General features: G+C 35.9%; 18 protein-coding genes and 2 pseudogenes. 9 read left to right on the top strand and 11 right to left on the bottom strand.

What is annotated here, in order from left to right; all coding sequences use genetic code 11:
* Positions 1-5: 5 nt before the first annotated feature.
* The gene (locus OKX00_RS08985) at positions 6-506 is read right to left on the bottom strand and encodes a fructose-bisphosphate aldolase (protein WP_265410167.1); all 501 of its coding nucleotides are present in this window, start codon (positions 504-506) and stop codon (positions 6-8) included.
* Positions 507-726: 220 nt separating this feature from the next.
* Between OKX00_RS08985 and OKX00_RS08980 the strand changes: the two genes are divergently transcribed.
* Both OKX00_RS08980 and OKX00_RS08975 read left to right on the top strand, forming a co-directional pair.
* Positions 727-999 (top strand): excalibur calcium-binding domain-containing protein, encoded by a 273-nt coding sequence (locus OKX00_RS08980; protein WP_265410166.1) that lies wholly within the window; start codon positions 727-729, stop codon positions 997-999.
* Between the two features lie 112 nt (positions 1000-1111).
* The gene (locus OKX00_RS08975) at positions 1112-2137 is read left to right on the top strand and encodes a DUF4236 domain-containing protein (RefSeq protein WP_265410165.1); all 1026 of its coding nucleotides are present in this window, start codon (positions 1112-1114) and stop codon (positions 2135-2137) included.
* Between the two features lie 260 nt (positions 2138-2397).
* Here OKX00_RS08975 and OKX00_RS08970 read toward each other — a convergent pair whose 3' ends face one another.
* From OKX00_RS08970 to OKX00_RS08960, 3 genes are all read right to left on the bottom strand, one after another.
* Positions 2398-2655, bottom strand: a complete 258-nt coding sequence (locus OKX00_RS08970) for an iron-sulfur cluster assembly accessory protein (RefSeq protein WP_265410164.1) — start codon at positions 2653-2655, stop codon at positions 2398-2400.
* A 123-nt stretch (positions 2656-2778) separates the two neighbouring features.
* On the bottom strand, positions 2779-4314 hold the full coding sequence (locus tag OKX00_RS08965) for a tetratricopeptide repeat protein (RefSeq protein WP_265410163.1): 1536 nt from the start codon (positions 4312-4314) through the stop codon (positions 2779-2781).
* Between the two features lie 134 nt (positions 4315-4448).
* Entirely contained in the window at positions 4449-4688 is a 240-nt protein-coding gene (locus tag OKX00_RS08960; RefSeq protein WP_265410162.1) for a hypothetical protein, read from the bottom strand.
* A 262-nt stretch (positions 4689-4950) separates the two neighbouring features.
* On the opposite strand from OKX00_RS08960, the gene OKX00_RS08955 reads away from it, so the two are divergent.
* The 5 genes from OKX00_RS08955 to OKX00_RS08935 all read left to right on the top strand — a co-directional run bounded on the left by OKX00_RS08955 (position 4951) and on the right by OKX00_RS08935 (position 9402).
* Complete coding sequence (locus tag OKX00_RS08955) at positions 4951-5793, top strand: ComEC/Rec2 family competence protein (RefSeq protein ID WP_416054315.1); 843 nt, start codon at positions 4951-4953, stop codon at positions 5791-5793.
* Complete coding sequence (locus OKX00_RS08950; protein WP_265410161.1) at positions 5793-6014, top strand: DUF3006 domain-containing protein; 222 nt, start codon at positions 5793-5795, stop codon at positions 6012-6014. Before OKX00_RS08955 ends, OKX00_RS08950 begins: the two co-directional genes overlap by 1 nt.
* Positions 6015-6343: 329 nt before the next feature.
* Complete coding sequence (locus OKX00_RS08945) at positions 6344-7336, top strand: VanZ family protein (RefSeq protein WP_265410160.1); 993 nt, start codon at positions 6344-6346, stop codon at positions 7334-7336.
* Positions 7337-8539: 1203 nt separating this feature from the next.
* Positions 8540-8740: a helix-turn-helix domain-containing protein gene (locus tag OKX00_RS08940; RefSeq protein ID WP_265410159.1), complete on the top strand. Its 201-nt coding sequence runs from the start codon at positions 8540-8542 to the stop codon at positions 8738-8740.
* A 329-nt stretch (positions 8741-9069) separates the two neighbouring features.
* Positions 9070-9402: a helix-turn-helix domain-containing protein gene (locus OKX00_RS08935; RefSeq protein ID WP_265410158.1), complete on the top strand. Its 333-nt coding sequence runs from the start codon at positions 9070-9072 to the stop codon at positions 9400-9402.
* Between the two features lie 186 nt (positions 9403-9588).
* Here the strand turns inward: OKX00_RS08935 and OKX00_RS08930 are convergent, their stop codons facing one another.
* The gene (locus OKX00_RS08930) at positions 9589-10323 is read right to left on the bottom strand and encodes a hypothetical protein (RefSeq protein WP_265410157.1); all 735 of its coding nucleotides are present in this window, start codon (positions 10321-10323) and stop codon (positions 9589-9591) included.
* Between the two features lie 443 nt (positions 10324-10766).
* On the opposite strand from OKX00_RS08930, the gene OKX00_RS08925 reads away from it, so the two are divergent.
* Positions 10767-11663: a hypothetical protein gene (locus tag OKX00_RS08925; RefSeq protein WP_265410156.1), complete on the top strand. Its 897-nt coding sequence runs from the start codon at positions 10767-10769 to the stop codon at positions 11661-11663.
* A gap of 409 nt (positions 11664-12072) precedes the next feature.
* On the opposite strand, the gene OKX00_RS08920 is transcribed toward OKX00_RS08925, so the two are convergent.
* Complete coding sequence (locus tag OKX00_RS08920; protein WP_265410506.1) at positions 12073-13677, bottom strand: recombinase family protein; 1605 nt, start codon at positions 13675-13677, stop codon at positions 12073-12075.
* Positions 13661-15142 carry a recombinase family protein gene (locus tag OKX00_RS08915; protein ID WP_265410155.1) on the bottom strand — a complete coding sequence of 494 codons (1482 nt, stop codon included), beginning with the start codon at positions 15140-15142 and terminating at the stop codon, positions 13661-13663. The genes OKX00_RS08920 and OKX00_RS08915 overlap by 17 nt, the downstream gene beginning before the upstream one ends.
* A gap of 621 nt (positions 15143-15763) precedes the next feature.
* Here OKX00_RS08915 and OKX00_RS08910 point away from each other — a divergent pair.
* Entirely contained in the window at positions 15764-16183 is a 420-nt protein-coding gene (locus OKX00_RS08910; protein ID WP_265410154.1) for a hypothetical protein, read from the top strand.
* Positions 16184-16555: 372 nt separating this feature from the next.
* Here OKX00_RS08910 and OKX00_RS08905 read toward each other — a convergent pair.
* From OKX00_RS08905 to OKX00_RS08895, 4 genes and pseudogenes are all read right to left on the bottom strand, one after another.
* Positions 16556-16756, bottom strand: a pseudogene (locus tag OKX00_RS08905) (RNA polymerase subunit sigma-70); the annotation flags it as partial.
* Between the two features lie 157 nt (positions 16757-16913).
* Entirely contained in the window at positions 16914-17060 is a 147-nt protein-coding gene (locus tag OKX00_RS23340; protein ID WP_416054314.1) for an IS3 family transposase, read from the bottom strand.
* Between the two features lie 7 nt (positions 17061-17067).
* Positions 17068-17466, bottom strand: a pseudogene (locus OKX00_RS08900) (HTH domain-containing protein); the annotation flags it as partial.
* Positions 17467-17571: 105 nt separating this feature from the next.
* The gene (locus OKX00_RS08895) at positions 17572-17946 is read right to left on the bottom strand and encodes a YciI family protein (protein WP_256225824.1); all 375 of its coding nucleotides are present in this window, start codon (positions 17944-17946) and stop codon (positions 17572-17574) included.
* Positions 17947-18022 lie beyond the last annotated feature (76 nt).

The following is an 18022-nucleotide window of genomic DNA, read 5'->3' as shown; positions in this document are numbered from 1 at the left end:
AACGTTCATTTAAATTTGATTAATTTGCTCACCTTATATTCTTTTTCTCCTTGGTTCTTATCTTTCGTCTTCCAAGCTACTTTCAAGATAATGAAGTCGAATGCTTCTTTTATCTCATCTTCGCTTAACCCTTTGGAGTAAAAGAGAAAGTCCTTATGATAAAGTGCGAAATTTTCACCTTCATTATCTTGTTGGTATTCTTCACCAAACCAGTACCTGACTTTTCCATCCACCGAGTTTATAGAATTCTTCCAAGCTATTCCTTTAGGAAATTCAATTTTTCGTGAGGTATCAGGTGGATTTTCCATTTTAAAATGAAAGGTAAACTTACGAAAATCATCTTTTGAAGAATTCTTTAAACCTTCAGTTCCCACTTCTTCAAACTGCTTATCACTTAATTTTGAAATTTGTGCTACAACTGAGATTTTTGTTTTACTAATGGGATTGCAACCAACCATGGAAAACAGTATACAAAATATAAGAGTTGAAGCGTAACGTTTTCTCAAGGTTTTCCCCCTTTTCAACTGTTCACAGCTGTTCCCTTCTTATTTTCTATGACATCAGTTGTGTTCTTATTCAACCAAAGGCATTGATAATGCGTTTAATGTACTTTTCAAAAGCATACACTTAGACCCTTTACTAGGATTTTATTACCAAAAAAGTTATTGCAGTATCAAATTTCATACTATACAATAACTTTACATACAAAAAAAGGAAGTGGGTTACATGAAAAAACTAAGTGCCGTATTTTTGACATGCGGATTAGTGGTTGGTCTATCTAGTGGTGTAAATGTGGAAGCTAAGACTTCTGTCACAAAAGTAAAAACGTACAAAAACTGTACCGCTTTGAACAAGGACTACAAAGGTGGCGTAGCCAGAACCAAGAATGTGAAAAACAAAGGCGGCAAAACCCATTACAAACCTTATGTTTCAAAAGCCCTGTATGATGCCAATAAAAGCAAAGATCGAGACAAAGATTACATAGCATGTGAACGCTAAAACTGCCAAAGACCTTTCATTAATTATGAATAGGTCTTTTTAATTGCCAAAGGAGCCTAATATTTATGGGCATTGGATTTAGTAAGAGTTTCAAAGTGGCACCTGGTGTAAGATGAATGTCAGTAAAAGTGGGATTGGTGCAAGTGTCGGTGGAAAAGGGCCTCGTAATAGTGTTAATTCCAGAGGGAGTCGAGTGACGGCCAGTATTCCAGGAACGGGCTTATCCTATTCCAAATATTCAAGTTCTGGTAAGCGGCATAGGTCCACAGCTTATCAGTATCAGAGAGAGCTTGACCGACAGCAAAGAGAACATGAAAAACTCCAGCAACTGGAACAAAACAAGCTAGAAGTTCAGCTGTTTGAAAATCGTTTACAAATGATTAAGGCGATTCATCAAGAATGTGATGAACCTGTCCATTTGCCAGAGGTTGCGGATACACCTGCCCCGTTTAATTCTGGAGAAAAGGGCCTAAATCAAAAAGGGAATATCTCGTTACAGCCAGACGGCGGTACCCTTTACGATAAATATGGCAGATTGCTTGCTTGGGTCTGGGTAGGAAATACTCTGCAACAAGAAGCGATCACAAAAGCAGGTCTTGTTGAAGATTTCTATGATTATGGTACCTACAAGTATGAAAACAGAATTCAGCAAGCCATGGAGTACGCCCGTAAGAATTACATTGGTATGTACCAATCCAATAAACCCAAAGTAACAAAGAAAACCACAGAAAAGAACGATGAAACTAAGAAAACAACGGTAAAAAAAGTCTCATTAAAAAAGGAAGACACAGACAACAAAAAGAAAACAGAAACAGTTGCTGCTGTTAAAAAGGAATCAAAACCGAAAGAGCTTGCTTCTTCTTCAACAAACAAAACAGCAGAAGAACCTTCGTCGCCATTCTGGACCTTTTTAGTTTTCCTGTTTGTCTTACTATTGTTTTTCCTACCGAGGTTATTTCGTAGGTATGGTTTAAAGCCATTATTAGCTCACCGATTAGTTGCTAAACGAGTCATTTGGAATATCATCTTAGCAATCATTTATTTATGTCTCTTTTTTATTATCGTTCCATTGGTTTGGATTGAATTAATCCGCATTATTATTTTACTCGTAAAAAGAAATTCTACTGCCAAGGCCTAGGTATCCTGTGAGGCGTTTATAAAGTACACCTGTATAAAAAATCGGACCAATCATCATTTTGATGATTGGTCCGATTTATAAGAAAAATTGAAAATACCAGTGAAAATCCTATTTTCCTCGAACTAATAAAAACTGGAGAACTGAAAGTGATGTCTGAAAAGTACAAGAGAATTACCTTTTTTCAGTTGAACAAAAAACAGCCTATAATAATGCCATTATGTCAATATAAAGAAAACCCCACTCCAAGAGTGGGGTTTTCTTTAACAACAATTGCTTTCAGGCATACCTACAAGAACAAATCCACCTTCTTGATGGTCAAGTGTAAGGGAATCTGTCATCTCTTTCACGTTTGCATCAATGGCAACAGAGATCTCATTGATTTCTTGAACCATATCATTTTCAGCAGGCTCATCAATTGACAATCCTACTTGAGGACCACAACAGCCTGATCCTGCAAAATAGAAACGAATGTTTTTTGCACCTTGTTCTTTTAGCAAAGTGACAATGGATGTTGTCAAAGTAATAAATTAGTTGCTAATTAATGTGCGTATTTCATTTTTATCAAAATCTAAATTTGATGTATAATTATAGAGTAAATATCAAAGAAGAGTTGACCTATATTGTGTACTAAGAGGAGGATATTAATGGATATTATCGAAATTGACTCTACCACTATACTTTTTATCCTTTAACTTATCCCATAATGATAAATCGAAGATACCATCTAGGGCATTAATCAATGGTTCTTTAAACCTTATTAATTCATCAACAGTTTTTTGATAATCTTCAATTATACGTTCAGACACCTCAACCTGTTCTTCCCAATATTCTCTTGATGATTTCAACCGTTTCTTTTCAGAAGGAGAAAACATGGATTTCAATGTCTTAGTATTTAAAACATTATTCAGATAATTTCGATATTCAGTTGCTTCCATTTTCCATGTATCTACTTTATCAGAAGCCTTTTTTATTTCTTCATTCCACACTTCTTTCAGGCGGTTTTTTTGTTCAAACACACTTTTAAATTGAGTTACTTTCACTCTATTTCCAGATTCATCGTAAATAAAATCATACATAAGACGTTGCATTTCACGAAAACTTTCAAATGACCCCTTATCCATCTGTACTTTCATCGGATTAACATATTCGTCCAATAATCGATTCTGAATATCTTTGATAGGTGTTTTCATCCTAGCGAAATACCCACTAAAATCGTAACTATTTCCGTAACTATTAAGATCAGGACATGCTTTTTCGGTGGTATCAAGTAAGTCATAGGAGTGTTGAAGTTTTTGATGAACTTCTAATCCCAACTCTATGAGGTTGTTGACGTTTTTTTCTAAGTTTTTCTTTTCTGCCTCTAAAATCTCATTTAATTCTTTTCTTACAGGCTCAAATTGTTGGTCGATTAAAAACAAACCGAATTTTTTTTGATTACTAAATATGACTTTATTCACATAGGTTCTTGCATCAGCAACTTTTCCAGTGAGTAAACCAGGCAATACAGCATTATAATACTCTTCCTCATTTCCTCTATGATGTGAGAACATCGTTTGATAAAGAGAAAAAGCCGATTCATATTCCCCTTTTTTTAAGTAAAGACGACTTATTAGGTTAATGGTTTCTGCATAAATTTGTCCTGATTTATTAATGTCCAAACGTTTTAAGACCTTTAATCCATATTCTAAGACGTTATCATTTTGTTTTTTCTCATTGAAATGAAGCATTAAAGCAAAATGTGCCTCAGCATTCATAGGATTAATTTTAATGGCTTCAAACAGTAATGAAATCCCCTCTTCATATTCATCAATTTGGATTAAATCGAGAGCAACCTTGGTTTTTTCCTTGGATTCGGTCTCATTTGGATTTTTGATTAGGTTTTCAATATCTCCTAATTTCTCCATGGTTTCAAAATGGAATTTAAATTGTTGCTTTCTGTTTTCTTCTAAAAAGTTATTGATTTTCTCTATTCCATTAGAGATAGTATATAGCTCATAATTTATTTCTTGTAAACCCTCATAAACATTGTCGATACTTGTTTCGATTCTACCAAAACTTCCATCAACACTCTCAATTGCATTTGATACATCGCTAAATCCTGAATATAAATCATAGCTTAACGAGCTTGCATAATGTTGAATCGAATTCAACCTATCGACTACTAAATAACTATCCATAAATCCCCCGTAATAATTTTCTTTTTATAACATATATAACCAGTATTATTACATTTAGTCAATAATAATTGCTTGAAAAACACCTTGTAACGCAGGTTTCGCTGATTCAGTAATCTTCATCTTAAATTGCCTCCTTATTTGTTTGGATACAAACGATGCAATACTTCTTTCATTTCAGGATTTACATGGATGATGGAACGGGATTCTTTCGCCATCCGTTCTGCTTCTTCAATCGTATTGTCAATTCCAACTGCTTGATAATCTTTGCTGTATTCTTCGTCAAATACCTGATGAAAATCATCGATATTTATTTCTTCCTTTTCGGCTTTTTTCGACGGTTTATAGTTTACCTTGATATTTTCTTTTTGATTCACAGCTTCTTCATATTGCTCTTGAAGGAAATAAAAGGCTTTATTCAGCTGCTTGTACTCGAAATGTAATTCTTCATGCTGAATCTTACCACCTTATTTAGTGATTACTTTGTTGAGGACATTCACTTTCAGCATTGATATATCCAACTCTAATTTACCAATATTAGTTAAAAATTTAAATCTTTTTTATTATTACGGTATAGAAAGTTTTCAATAAATGGGTTAGAATTACATTTGGATTTACATACAAGAGAGGAAGAATGAATTGAATAAATCAAAGAAATTATCAATCGGTCTAGTTGCTGCACTAAGCAGCAGTTTGTTGTTTTCAAGTACACCTACTACCGCTGTTACAAAAACAACAGCTGTACATTTCATTAACGTTGGCCAAGGGGATTCGGCCTACATCCACAGTAACAGTGGTGATGACATGATTATCGATGGTGGGAATAAAGACGGCAGCGACGTTGTTGCTTATCTGAAGAAACAAAAAGTCAAAGACATCGACGTGATGGTTGCTACTCATCCTGATGCAGACCATATCGGCGGCTTAGATGAAGTGTTGAAGGCGTTCAAAGTTAAAGCGGTATATGCACCAAAGGTATCGCATACAAGTATCGCGTACAAAGAATTCTTGGCTGCGGTTAAACACGAGGGACTTAAAATTAAAACTGCCACAAAAGGTGTTAAGGTTCCACTCAAAGGAGCTACGGCCACATTTGTTGCTCCTGTCAAAACATACAGCAAAAGTGATTTGAACGACTGGAGTGCCGTTCTTCGCTTGGTACATGGGAAAAAGTCATTCCTCTTCACAGGAGATGCCGAGTTCAAATCAGAAACCGATATGATCAACTCTAAGCAAAACATTCAAGCAAACGTGTTAAAGGTTGGGCATCATGGAGCGAAAACATCATCCAGCTCGGCTTTCCTTAAAAAGGTGAAACCGCAATATGCGGTTATTTCTGTGGGTAAAAATCATTATGGTCACCCTACGAAAGAAGTTTTGAACCGTTTGAAACCAGCAAAAATCTTAAGAACGGACCAAAAGGGATCTATTGTGTTTACAACAAACGGCAGCACGTTATCTGTAAAAACGGAGAAAAAGTAATGAAGAAAGTTAAGGGGATTATTGACCGCTTTGAAGGCGAGTATGCTGTCATCGAGATCGGCAATGAAACCAAAGACATACTTCGTTCTTCCCTTCCTGAAGAAGCAAAGATCGGAGACGTGATCTATTTTAAAGATGATAAGATCGTCGTTGATAAAGAAGAAACTGAAAAATTGAGAAAAGAAATCGAAGACCTGATGGATGAGGTCTGGGATGATTGATACTTCAAAGCAGTAAAACGGCAGGAACTTCTGCCGTTTTTGTTTTAAATTTAGGCTCTGTTAATTTATGTTGTTGATTTTCTTCATCAACTAACGCGGCAGGTTAACTCAACAAGAATTAGTAAAATAGAGTTGATAAAAAACTGAAACTCCACAATCAACAATGTTTATTAATCGTATAATTGGAAAACGTGCGAGTGCGAGAGGGTTATTATGGAGTTTCAGTTTACTTTAATCATTGAGGTGTTAGGGGAATGTTCAAGTTCCTCTAAAGCTTCGAGTTCACCTGTAGACGAGACTCACTATCCAGAAAAGAAAGGATTGTAATTATGTATCAAGGAAAGTTGCGAAAAACAACGATTGTGTTGTTAACATTATATACAGCTTTGACCCTCTATTTCTTGTTTCTTGGTTTCAATAGAGGTTCTCTAGGGCAAGACTCCAGCTTACGATTTAACGCAATACCTGAAGGAATTCAATTGCATTATCCAATGGGAAGAGACTTTCAAAATTGGTTTTTTCAGTTCGGGAATTTTGGAGCATTCATACCTTTTGGGATTATCATTCCACTCCTGTTTCGTTATAGCTTTAGACGCTTTATAAGCTTTTTTATTTTGTCGATAACAATACTAGAAACCCTGCAAATGTTTTCTGGTTTGGGAGCTTTTGATATAGACGATATCATAATTAATTCATTAGGTGCTGTGGTAGGATTTGCGGCACAGCGAATGATCACAGGTGACCGAGATAAACCAAAAGGGACTTGCAAAATAATCTTAATGGCTATTGTACTTGCCCTTGGCACTATTATAATTATTGGCGGTATCAATAATTATCTAGAAAAAGGGGGAGGGGAAACCGCAGCTCTGAATGAACTGATTTTAAAAGATGGATCTGTACAGTGGGATGAAAGCTTGTCCAGCTTTAAAGTAGATCGGAGAGAGGTTACGCCTCAAATAAATCTGTATAGTAGAAATAATATGAAAAACAATGAATTCACGTATCACTTAGATGGCAAATATAAAAACATAACAGGCTATGTCGCCATACCAGACAATGTAATTAACGCTGCAAGCACAGAAGGTAGTGATATAGAATTCATCAGTGGCGGAACAGTTATTTATTCGTTAGGATTATCATTGGCAGGCGAGGAGGATTTTCAAATCCCTTTAGATGGCGTAAATGACCTTACCATAAAAATAATTAACAAGGACCCCAATCCAATTACCAATGCTGTAATGTGGGATATTACTCTAACAGAGGTAAACACAGGACAAAAGGTTATAAACAATATAAGAGAAAAAATAAAAACATTATTCTAACAAGACCTCAACAAATAAGAGGGGTACCTTACTTTCGTTTTTGTTATTGTGATTATTTTCACTTAAATTAACGAGTGCTTTAGTTAAAGAAGATGCCTTGCAAGAAGAACTCATAAATGGGTTCTTTTTTTTGATGAAATATCAACAATAACGTTTGACAGAGCCTAAATTTAAATTTAAAGCCCCGTTGAATAAGATTTAGAGGGCTACAATGCTAAAACAGCGTAACCACCGAAATCAAACCATTCCCTATCGAAATCATATCCCTTAGTTATTTTCATAATGAAGGAAGGATAATTCCTTCCCCCAAAAAAAGATGGTCACAGTTCCTGAAAATAATCGGTTAATGTTTGCTGAAGCGTACCTTTAGTTGACCTATGGTTTCCTTCTTCAACTAACCTGCCCCTTTAGTTGAACAACAAAAGTATGAACTGGCAGTAAGTGGATTAGTTATTCATCACCAATTCAGGAAGATAATGCATTAGACTTTTTCAGATAATTTATTTACTATAAAGTATTAAAGTGTTAAGGTAAATTCGAGTAATAAAATATTGGAAACCTTAGACTTTTCTTAGTCACTTCCTACTAAGGAAGGAGACTAAGAAATATGTCTCTAGAACACATCAGAACAATGTTAAAAACCCTGGTATTTTACAGTGATTGCGAAATAACTCTAACATTTAAAGATAACCTAAATTCACCTATCTTTACCGTGTGCTATGAAGGAAATTGTATCAAGATCACATACTTTAACAATGGAAATATTGATACCTATAATGATATTGAATCTACGTTAGCTGTAATAAATAAAGTTATTCAAGATGATATTCCTTTAACCTCTATCTAATCAGGGGTTTTTTTTTCTGTTTTATTTCCGCCTACTTTTAACTGCTTTCCTTCTTCTTCAACTAACCTGCACGTTAGTTGAACAAGGGTAAGAAAAACTACAATTAATGCCAAAACAGCCTAAAAAAAGAGAGAATTCTAATTCAAGTGCCCCCAATGAAAAAGATCCTCTCCTATTGAACAATCCCTTTCGAATTTTAATAATTCAACAGAAAGTTTCCTATTCCTTTTTTATCCAAAAACAGCACTCGTCATGAATGCTTCAAAAATGGCTTTGCTCCAAGGTAAATAAATAACCTTATTGAAGGAAGTCTAAAAAGCAAAACTTCCTATACAGTGAAATTAAGGAGGTGCAATATGACACAAGATTTCGGACAAAAAATAAGGATTAATCGAACCAAGAAAGGGATATCATTACATGCTTTCGCCGAGCAAATCGGTGTTTCCTCTGGATATTTGAGTCAACTGGAAACAGGAAAGACACAAAAAATTGACCTTCCTTTATTTGATAAAATAAATAAGGAACTTCATATCTTCTCTACGTTCACGCCAGATTGAAAGGATGATGAGTAGTCGAACCAAAAGCCCCGTTTCATTATGCGGGGCTTTAATTATTCTCCTGTTTAAGCAAAAACAGCAATATGATCTCCGATATCATCACTAACACGTTGAAAGAACTCTCTCTAATCCCTGGGCTTTCGCTGGACCATTGAATTCCCAGTGATAGCTTTTGAACAAGTGTAGCTAATGGGCCGTTTTTACAAAAGAATCACCTTCCCTATCAGGAAGGTAACGAAAAGACAAAGGAAATCAGAAACACAGCAGAGAAATAGTCCTTACCAAGAAAAAGTTCGCATATGCACTTGGTAAGGAGGTATCCATATTTCATGATGCAAGATCTAGGAAAACGAATTCGATTTCTCCGACAAAAAAAAGGGATAACGTTAAACGCTTTTGCCAAGCAGCTCGGGGTATCATCGGGATATTTGAGTCAATTAGAGACAGGTAAAACTGGTACGATTGAGCTTGGATTATTAGAAAAGATTCAAAAGGACCTTGTGATCTTCACCATGGTTTCGCCAGATCAGGAAACAGATCAAACATCTTTTCGCTTTAACCGAGCAATGAAACAATACCGTGACTTATCAGAAACCGAGCCAGGCACGGCTGAATACCTGTTATCCAGCTTTGAAAAAGGATTGGAACAATTCTTAAAATGAGAGCGATAGCTCTCTTTTTTTTGTCAACCATGTCTTCAGCAGGGCAGGTCGCCATTGACCGTTTCTTCCAACGGGATAAAATACGGTTTAGAACTTCAATCTTTGAACAGTTTACAGCTGAGTTTCATGAAATATCCAGTTAAAAAATATCACACAAGATTAGACCGCATTAGATAACTAAGCAGTCTATGACTTTTGCGAATGAAATTTGTTCTTCTCTACAACAGATGTTCCCTTGGAATCACCATCAGGGAATTTTAAACTTTCTTGCTCACCGTCCTCAATTTCCCCTTTCTTTATCCGCTTCGGGTGGGGAAGCTCTTCCTTATTAAAATATTCATCTACGAGTGGTTGTACGGTCTCTTTTAACAATTTTTTGAGGTCTCCTGACTTTTTATCATTATAAGGGCAACGGATTTTATTTTTAACTGTCAAGTATTCCTTTTTTATTGCCCCACCTTCTGTTAAGTCCTCATAGTACTTATTCAGTATTTGAATGGTTTTCTCATGTTCCTTTTTCTCTTCGGGTACCAACAATTCTTTACATTGATGAATAAACTCTTCCCAAGCGATTAAAACAGGTTGTAAAGGTGTATTCTCTTTCTTTTCCTTTTCTTTCCCTTTCCCATTGAGTCCTTGTCTAATTAATTTGTTCAACAGCTCCTGTATTTTCGTTTGTGAACTCATATGTTCCTTTTTATGCAGTTCAAAGTGTTTCGCTAAGTCCTCAATTCTTTTCTCTTGAACAGACATTCGCTCCTCCAAATTGGGAGATGTCTTGGTTGGACTAAAAGATACATGTTTTTTATGTTCTAGGGGGGATGGTTCATACATCCATGTTTCCTGATATACTTCTCGCATTTGAATCATGCCTGGCATTCTTTCCTCAATGAACTCATCAAGATCCGTATCAAGAATCAAATAACCGTCTCTGCGGTTCTTTGTCCGTTCCGCTGGCAGCTTTCCTTCCCTTATCCAGCGAACAACCATCTGCAAAGAATCCGTAATGTAATGACTGTGCAGGATTTTCAGTGCTTGATGAGTGGTTAAAAAACGCCCCAACTTCTTTTCACCCCTCTTTGTATATAGTCACTATATGTACAAACTTGTGGCAAAAGTACTGGGACCGATTAGAACTTTACACCTCAAACTTTATCCGAGTAACTTTACTGTGGTAATGTTACCAGAGTTAAGAACGAACAACTGAGATTCCTAAATGATGTAGAATTTGTAAAAAGCCCCTATATGTAAAGAGAAATTAGAAAAACTTTGCCTAATGATAAAAAGACGTCCGACTTCGGATGTCTTTTTCTTGTATAATAAGGGAAAACGTTCCAAATAACTACTAAGAGAGAGGAAAGAACATGAGTTTAACGCAACTGATCAAGAGGCATAAGGATTATAAGCAAATGTTTAAAGAAGAAGTAGGGAACATCAAAGCCCTGTTTCAGTGTGAGAATGGCTCCATTCCATTTTCTAAGCAAGCACCTCTACTCGTTCCATCACCGATGGATTTCAATCCTTACATCCATTCAGGAATTGTAGGGACTGCTTATGATTCTTGGTTTCGTGCGTATTTCCAACGCAAAAACCGTATCATGCAAGAAATCAAGATGGAGTCTAAAGTGCTGCAAGGGTATGAGAGAATTCAACATCTTTTGCCTCCAAAAGAAAGCGAAGAGTTACATGAAAAAATTAAGAATATTTCCAACCTGCGTATTTCGTATATCCAGGGGCATGACGTGGACGAAGAAGAGTTACTCCGTGGTATGATTGTTTTCGCCTATTGCGAACATCATCATCGTGCAACCATCCCGCTACGGGAAAAAAGCTATACGGAACCCGAAGAGGTAGAGTTCAGGGATCTTAAAGCACTAGCCGATCACACGAAAAACCATCTGCCCCCTTTTTTCAACGTACAAGACCCTCAATCAGTCAAGATCAACCCAATCTTCGGGATCACTGCTCTTTTTACTGGCGGAGCCGACGGCGATTTGATCGTGGATGAAGCCATGTATGATATTAAATCTACGAAGGATTACTCCTACAAAGGGGATCAAGTTTATCAATTGATTGGCTATTACATTCTGGACAAGAACAACCCTGCGAAAGTCTTTGAAGAACTAATAGAAAAAATCGGGTTCTATTACCCCAGGTTTGATCAAACGGTGTTCATACCTACGGATGATCTGGAGACCGAAGTCAACATCGACCGATTATGGGAGCGGATGATGGCGTATCACCAACGTACACTCAAGTAGGAAAAGACATCCGTTTTTGGATGTCTTTCTTTTTTAACTGCATGAAACGATATTAGCCCTTTTCATATGTCTCTTTTGGCCGAGCAGGATTTTGCTTTTTCTGTGAAAAGACGATAAGCAAAAAATACAAACACTTTGTCTTAAAGTAAGATATGGGTGTGCCCCCCTACCGAGAATTCATCGTAGATTCCTACCTACTGGCCGAGAAAGAAAAATCGATGGATACGGTTTATTAATTGTTTGGACTAGCAGGTATAAAAATGCCCTTACTTCTGCTTGTCTTTAAGTGGACATCAAAAATGCCATACTCGGTCGGGAGATAGGGAAGTGATCACTTCCCTATCTCCCGACCGAGATAATAAAACTTGTCCCCCCTCGTTGCCGAGACATAGTGAACAAAAAATGACCTCTATTTTGCGAGGTCAATTTCATACTTGAACGATTCTGGAAAATGAACCGTCAGAAGGTCAACGGAGCCATCTTTGTCAATTGTTATCCTTTTGACATGGTGAACCATTAATCTTCTTATATTAAGTTGATTATTAGTTAAATCCCCATTAAAAATATCCTCCATCCAGTGTTTCCAGAGGCTTTGATTATCTAAAACAAACGAAATACTGTTTATCTCTTTCTCCAACACTTTAGTCTTTTCTTCATAATTGCTGAGTTCGTCGACAAGTTTTTGTTTGCTCATCAACAAAACCCTTATGAAGCTTTTATTTTCCTTGTTATTCATGTTAATTAGAGTGTTTAACTCAGAATCTAACCTCTTAAGTTGTTCATAAACCTGATGAACATTAGCATTATTTGTATTTACTTTACTCTCTAATTCCTCTTTTTCTTTTAACAATTTTGTTTGTACACTGGTCCTAATTTCGGAATTAGAAAGGGCAGCAATATCTCTGCAAATTTTATTGACCAATGTATGCAGCAAACCTGCTTCTATTCTAAGTTCCCTACAATGTGTACAATGGTATATTTTCTCCCCGTACTCATTCCCAGTATTACTTTTTGTGATTTGATTTTTGCATTTAAGGCTTTGGCCGCAATGCTTGCAATAAATAAGATTCTGGAAGTAGTTGCTTGTATTAAAAAATTCCACCTTTTCTTCTCTATCATCATCTTCTTGAATTTCTTTTGTATTTCTTTTCTTACGTTTTTGATAAATTCTCCAGCAATTTTGCCATTCTTCAATCGAAATGGTTGCTTGTATATTGGTACTTTTTTGCATAATCCAATTTGCCTGATCGTCATAAAGTGATTTATGACTTTTTCCCTTCTTACGATTAATGGTAAAGTATCCAGCATAAAAAGGGTTGGTAATAATACTCTTTACTCTACCCTTGCTCAAGGATTCAGAAGGATAAAGGCTTTGTAACTCATTTGAGATGGCTGTGAATCCAAGGTCTTTTTGATACAATTCAAATACTTTCATAATAATATCCTTCTTGCCGCTAATTAACTTAAATTCCACGACTTTTTTTCCTTCAGATACTATTTTACTGTATTCATAGCCATAAGGGACCCTTCCGCCAGGCCATTCTCCTTTCTTTACAAAGGATTCAAGAGTATTTTTTGTTCTTAACCGTGTGTTGTCAGCTTCTAATTTTGACACACCGTCTTTAATAATTTGAGTTAATAAATCTCCAATGTCGTATCGCTCTTCGGTAGTACTAATATAAACAGGAACATTACATGACTTAAGTTTTCTCCGAATTTCCTGATGTTCCATGGGTGAGCGAGCCAATCGATCATGATTGGATACAACAATAAACTCAAATTTACCTCTAGGAGCGTCTTTTAACAAACGTGTCAGTTCTGGGCGATCTTCAATTTTTTTCTTTACCGCTGAAACATTCGAATCTTCGTAATAGTAACCGATAACACTGCCACTTTTTTGAACGAAGGATCTTGCTGAGTGCTTTTGGGCATCCATGTCTTGGAGGTCTGTTGAATGTCTTCCATAAAAAGCTCCCACGAGTCCCTCTGGCAAGATATTATTTGATACCAACATGATCACACCATTTTCCTTTCTCATAATATGGATGATTAAAATAAAAGTGGATATTATTGTTGTCCATTTTAATTTTACTGATGAATTTTTCGAAAATATCCTTTAATCCTTTGGGTTCATACGAGTTTAAATCAATTTTGGATGCCACTTTAGTTTTGATTTCATTCAATCGTTTCAGAAACTCTCTATGATGGATTTTTTCATCTTTAAAACTCTCTAACCCTAATTCTAATATCTCGATATTTTGATAAGATTTCATCATCTGTTGTTTAACATCCTCATTTGTTATATCCAAAAGCCAAACCTCTGTGTGTTGGTGCAGTTCATTTTTGTACATTACTATTTGATTCTCTACGTCTTCGATTACTTTATTGAGATTGTCTGTTTGATGCTTTTGTAATGTCATAAAAACGTCTTTAAAAGATATGGAATGTAGTCTTCGAAAAAAAATCTCTGTACGATTAAGAGCGATTTTGTGCAGTCTTTCTAAATCAAATTTTGTTTCTGGGTGGTTTTTACATGTGTAGAACAATACATCCTTTTTCTTGAGCTTTTTTCTGATTATTTTTAATGGTCCTTTACAAAAAGAGCATTTTAACAATTCCTTGAGATGAAGCTCTGGATCTACGGAAGCACTTTTTGCTTTCTTTCTTTTAGTCTCCGCCAACTTTTGTTGAATTTCTGACCATTCCTTCTCAGACATGATTGCTAGGTATGAAACATCAAGGGGCAAGGTTTCATTTAAAATTGTTATCGTGTGTTTGCCCATATAAACAGGATTCGTTAAGATAGCTTCCACTTTCTGACTAGTCCATCCCCCTTTGCCAACGGGTTTAAAATCGTTATTTATTAAATGCAGAACAAAAGCACTTAGAGTAGAAAATTTATTTTCGTCTTTCATGAACTCTTCAATTACTTTTTTTATAATATCCATTTCACTTGTTTTTTCTTCCCACTTACCTGGTTCACTGGTTTTCTTATATCCAATACAAGGTCTTCCGTTTGGGATAAGGCCTTCCTTTACTAATGCCTGTTTTGTTTCCATGATCCTTTTAATGATGGTTTCGCCTTCTCGTTCACTGTATGCCGCCATAATCAACTCATAAAACTCTCCGACAGGATCACAACGCATCTCAAACTCATTTGATGCTGCATAATAAATCTTCACACCATTTGCCTTAATTTCGTTAAATATATTCATGGACTCTTCTACATTTCGAGCTAAACGGTCTCTTTTATAAACGATTAGGTTTTTGATTTTTCCTTTCTTGATATCATATAAAAGCTCATTCATGCTCTTCCTTTGATGTAAAGGAACTTTTCGTGCAGAAACACCTTTATCTATATACTCTTTATCAATTACCAATGAGTTCTTTGCTGCACACATTTCCGCCTGATGCCTTTGTGTATCAACTGAGTTTTCTTGCATGTCAGTCGATGAGCGATAATAAGCGACAGTAGTCAAATAGCTTCCTCCCTCCCCTTATTCATTGAAACTTATGCACGTCTCCTAGATCTTTAGAAGCAGTTTTGAGAAATTCGTCCTTCACTAAATCCAGATAGATATCAAACCAAGTTTCTGCTGCTTTTTGGTCAAATATGTGACTACTCGATCTTATTGTTAAACCCTTAATCTTAATGTAGCTCAATAATTTACTCTCCCATCTTTCAAACTCTTGATGAATGTAGTTTGCACACCAGGTAAAATTTATATTCATATCAATGAATAGTTATTTACATAAATGAAATTTTAGATGTAATGGAAAAAAGCTCATCCTTATTGAGGAATGAGCTTGAACTAAAATATGTAAATAACCTGGTTTACCTTAGACTGGTACAAAAGAAAACTAACGTAACGAAGTATAGTTAAAAACGCGGAGAATATGTTCCCAGGGAGGTCAGAGATATTTTAATATCCCTAATACCTTATTTTCATTTCTCGACTTACATACAAATTCACTTTAAAAAGAACAATGGTAAAAAATCTTTTAAATTACATTTTTTTACCTTTTTACAAATTTTACTTTTCAATGGTTTGATAAAGAGTTATAATTATAGTACAAAACGACTAGGAGGAAATAACTAAATGGGCTTTACAGTAACTAAAACACTGCGCAATACAAGTACTAGCGAGGACCAGTTAAAAACAGAAATTATACATGCACTCGAAGACAAATTCCAATGTCAATCTAAAGATAATGGAAACGTATTAGAAGTATCTTTAATCCCTCGTTCTGCTGGTAAGTTTATTAAAAGTAAAGGGAAAGTTAGAATTACATATCAAGATGGTCGCGCTAAACTAAATTTTGGCGGAAAACACGCGCCTACTGGTAGAGGCTATTTTAGTTTGGTGCTATCGGCGGTCTTAATTCCATTTGTAGGTTTAGGTCTAATTTTTTTCATAATTTCACTGATCCAAATGAATAAGGGTTCCAAAAGCAATGAAAGAGATATTAATGAGGCATTTAATGAAGTTTCTAATTTCTTAAATACGAACGCCGTATAACGGTTGTTAAAATAAATCAGTGCTTAAATCTGTATTTAATTGGAAGATAGTTGCAAACTTCATTATTTCTTAAAGTGTTGCTATTTTTTATCTCATACTTTAGTCGAACAAGGCGCATCTCAAGTGCCTTGTTTTTTTGTTTTAATTTGAATAGAACCCAAATAGAATATATCCTTTATGTGAATAATTGTTATAGATTAGTACCATTTTAGTTGCAAGGTGTTTAATTTTATTACTCAACAAAAAACTTGGGAATTACTTCAGATGTTATTATCTTCTTCCTATGTTTACGGCTTAAAAATAATTGAAAAGAGTGCTGAATAAAATAGGTATTCAGTGGGCTTTTACGATATTGTTTCATGTTCATATTGTTTTTACAATATGTGCCACCAAACGCAAGTTGTGTTCGATCAGTTTGCTTCTGGCCTCCTGATCTCCCTCGGCCATCAGCTTTAAGTATTCTTTCTCCTCATTTTCGGAGAGGGGTTGCGGAAACGCATTGTTTTTTACATACGAAACAAACAGCATTACCTCTTTGAAAAAGTACGCTAACACGGCTAGCAACCCGGACATACAGACACCTCCCGGCTTTTTTCGTTACTCTTATCTGTATGCCGGGTTGGGCTTGTTAGGTGTCTGTCCCAAAGAGGAATGATTGCCACACTTAAAATATATAAAAGATCAGTACCATATTAATCTGTACCCCTTGTAAAGGACATTGTAAAAAAAGCTAGGCTACTTTAAGAAGATGATCTCTGTATTGAACAGGGGTCATCTTTTTCATATTCCATTGGTATCTGTAGTAATTGTAATAGCGAATGGCATCTTTTACTTCTTGTTGGAGCTCTTTTAAGGTTTCACAGACCCCTTTCGGCAAAGCGAATCTTTTTTAATAGTTCGTTCTCTGCTTTCAACAAATTATTTTCGGCTTCTAGTCGAGCAAACTTATCCTCGACGGATAACTCTCCGTCCTTTGATCGGCCTGAATTGCCTGCCCTTGTATCACGGAGTCCCATAACATCTTGATTACGATAGGCCAATCGCCACCTGTTGGCCGCGGCCTTAATACGTTCCATTCCAACAATCTCTATATCAAATCCACAATCTTCGAAGATCTCTCTCGGAAACTTCCCCTGATTATTTTGTGTGATAAAGATCTCTTTAAATTCGTCTGTATAGGTAATTCCTTTGGTGCTTACTGACTTTACATAAGGATTTTTGGATAATAACTCGATCTCTTTTTTCGAGAATAATTTTTTACTCATACTCTTCTCCCGTACCATTTTTTCTTCATTGTACATAAAAAGACCCTATGCAGTAGACTTTTTTTGAGTGTCTACTACACAGGGTACAGTTTAATCACTAGGAAATGCCTTTTTTAAGGTAACTCATTTATCGTTCTTAAAGTAATGAACAGGACGAATTTCTAAGCGCCAGCCAAAATCTTCTCCACTGCTCACTTGTGTTGTCGGATGAAGAGAGGCCAACTGGATCGCTTCATCCATGTCCTCAGCTTCGATAAGGAAGATACTGCCGATCAGCTCTTTCGTTTCTGTAAAAGGACCATCTGTTACGGTTACCTTACCATTCACACGTCGTAAGCTTTTTGTCTCTAGCTCCAGACCGGCATCGATTAACACATTTCCGCTATCATAAAATTTCTCGAGGTGTGGCTGGCATTCACTCATAACTGCCTCAATCTCTGCATTTGGTCGAGCATCCATTTTTTCAGGGATTAAATAACCCATACATAAAAATATCATAATCATCTCCATATTACTCGAATTTTTTTGTATCTATTAATATCGATCATCTAACTGTGAAGTCCACAAAACTTTA

The sequence above is a fragment of the Fictibacillus sp. KU28468 genome, assembly GCF_026153615.1.
Lineage (GTDB): Bacteria > Bacillota > Bacilli > Bacillales > Fictibacillaceae > Fictibacillus_C > Fictibacillus_C marinisediminis.
Note: the sequence above shows the minus strand (reverse complement) of the source record. Positions and strands in the feature narration are given on the sequence as shown.

Bases quoted from the DNA above. Each gene is read 5' to 3' on its own strand.
- OKX00_RS08980 (WP_265410166.1), top strand. From the start codon at position 727: ATGAAAAAACTAAGTGCCGTATTTTTGACATGCGGATTAGTGGTTGGT.
- OKX00_RS08975 (WP_265410165.1), top strand. From the start codon at position 1,112: ATGAATGTCAGTAAAAGTGGGATTGGTGCAAGTGTCGGTGGAAAAGGG.
- OKX00_RS08965 (WP_265410163.1), bottom strand. From the start codon at position 4,314: ATGGATAGTTATTTAGTAGTCGATAGGTTGAATTCGATTCAACATTAT.
- OKX00_RS08950 (WP_265410161.1), top strand. From the start codon at position 5,793: ATGAAGAAAGTTAAGGGGATTATTGACCGCTTTGAAGGCGAGTATGCT.
- OKX00_RS08945 (WP_265410160.1), top strand. From the start codon at position 6,344: ATGTATCAAGGAAAGTTGCGAAAAACAACGATTGTGTTGTTAACATTA.
- OKX00_RS08940 (WP_265410159.1), top strand. From the start codon at position 8,540: ATGACACAAGATTTCGGACAAAAAATAAGGATTAATCGAACCAAGAAA.
- OKX00_RS08935 (WP_265410158.1), top strand. From the start codon at position 9,070: ATGATGCAAGATCTAGGAAAACGAATTCGATTTCTCCGACAAAAAAAA.
- OKX00_RS08925 (WP_265410156.1), top strand. From the start codon at position 10,767: ATGAGTTTAACGCAACTGATCAAGAGGCATAAGGATTATAAGCAAATG.
- OKX00_RS08920 (WP_265410506.1), bottom strand. From the start codon at position 13,677: ATGTTGGTATCAAATAATATCTTGCCAGAGGGACTCGTGGGAGCTTTT.
- OKX00_RS08910 (WP_265410154.1), top strand. From the start codon at position 15,764: ATGGGCTTTACAGTAACTAAAACACTGCGCAATACAAGTACTAGCGAG.
- OKX00_RS08895 (WP_256225824.1), bottom strand. From the start codon at position 17,946: ATGATATTTTTATGTATGGGTTATTTAATCCCTGAAAAAATGGATGCT.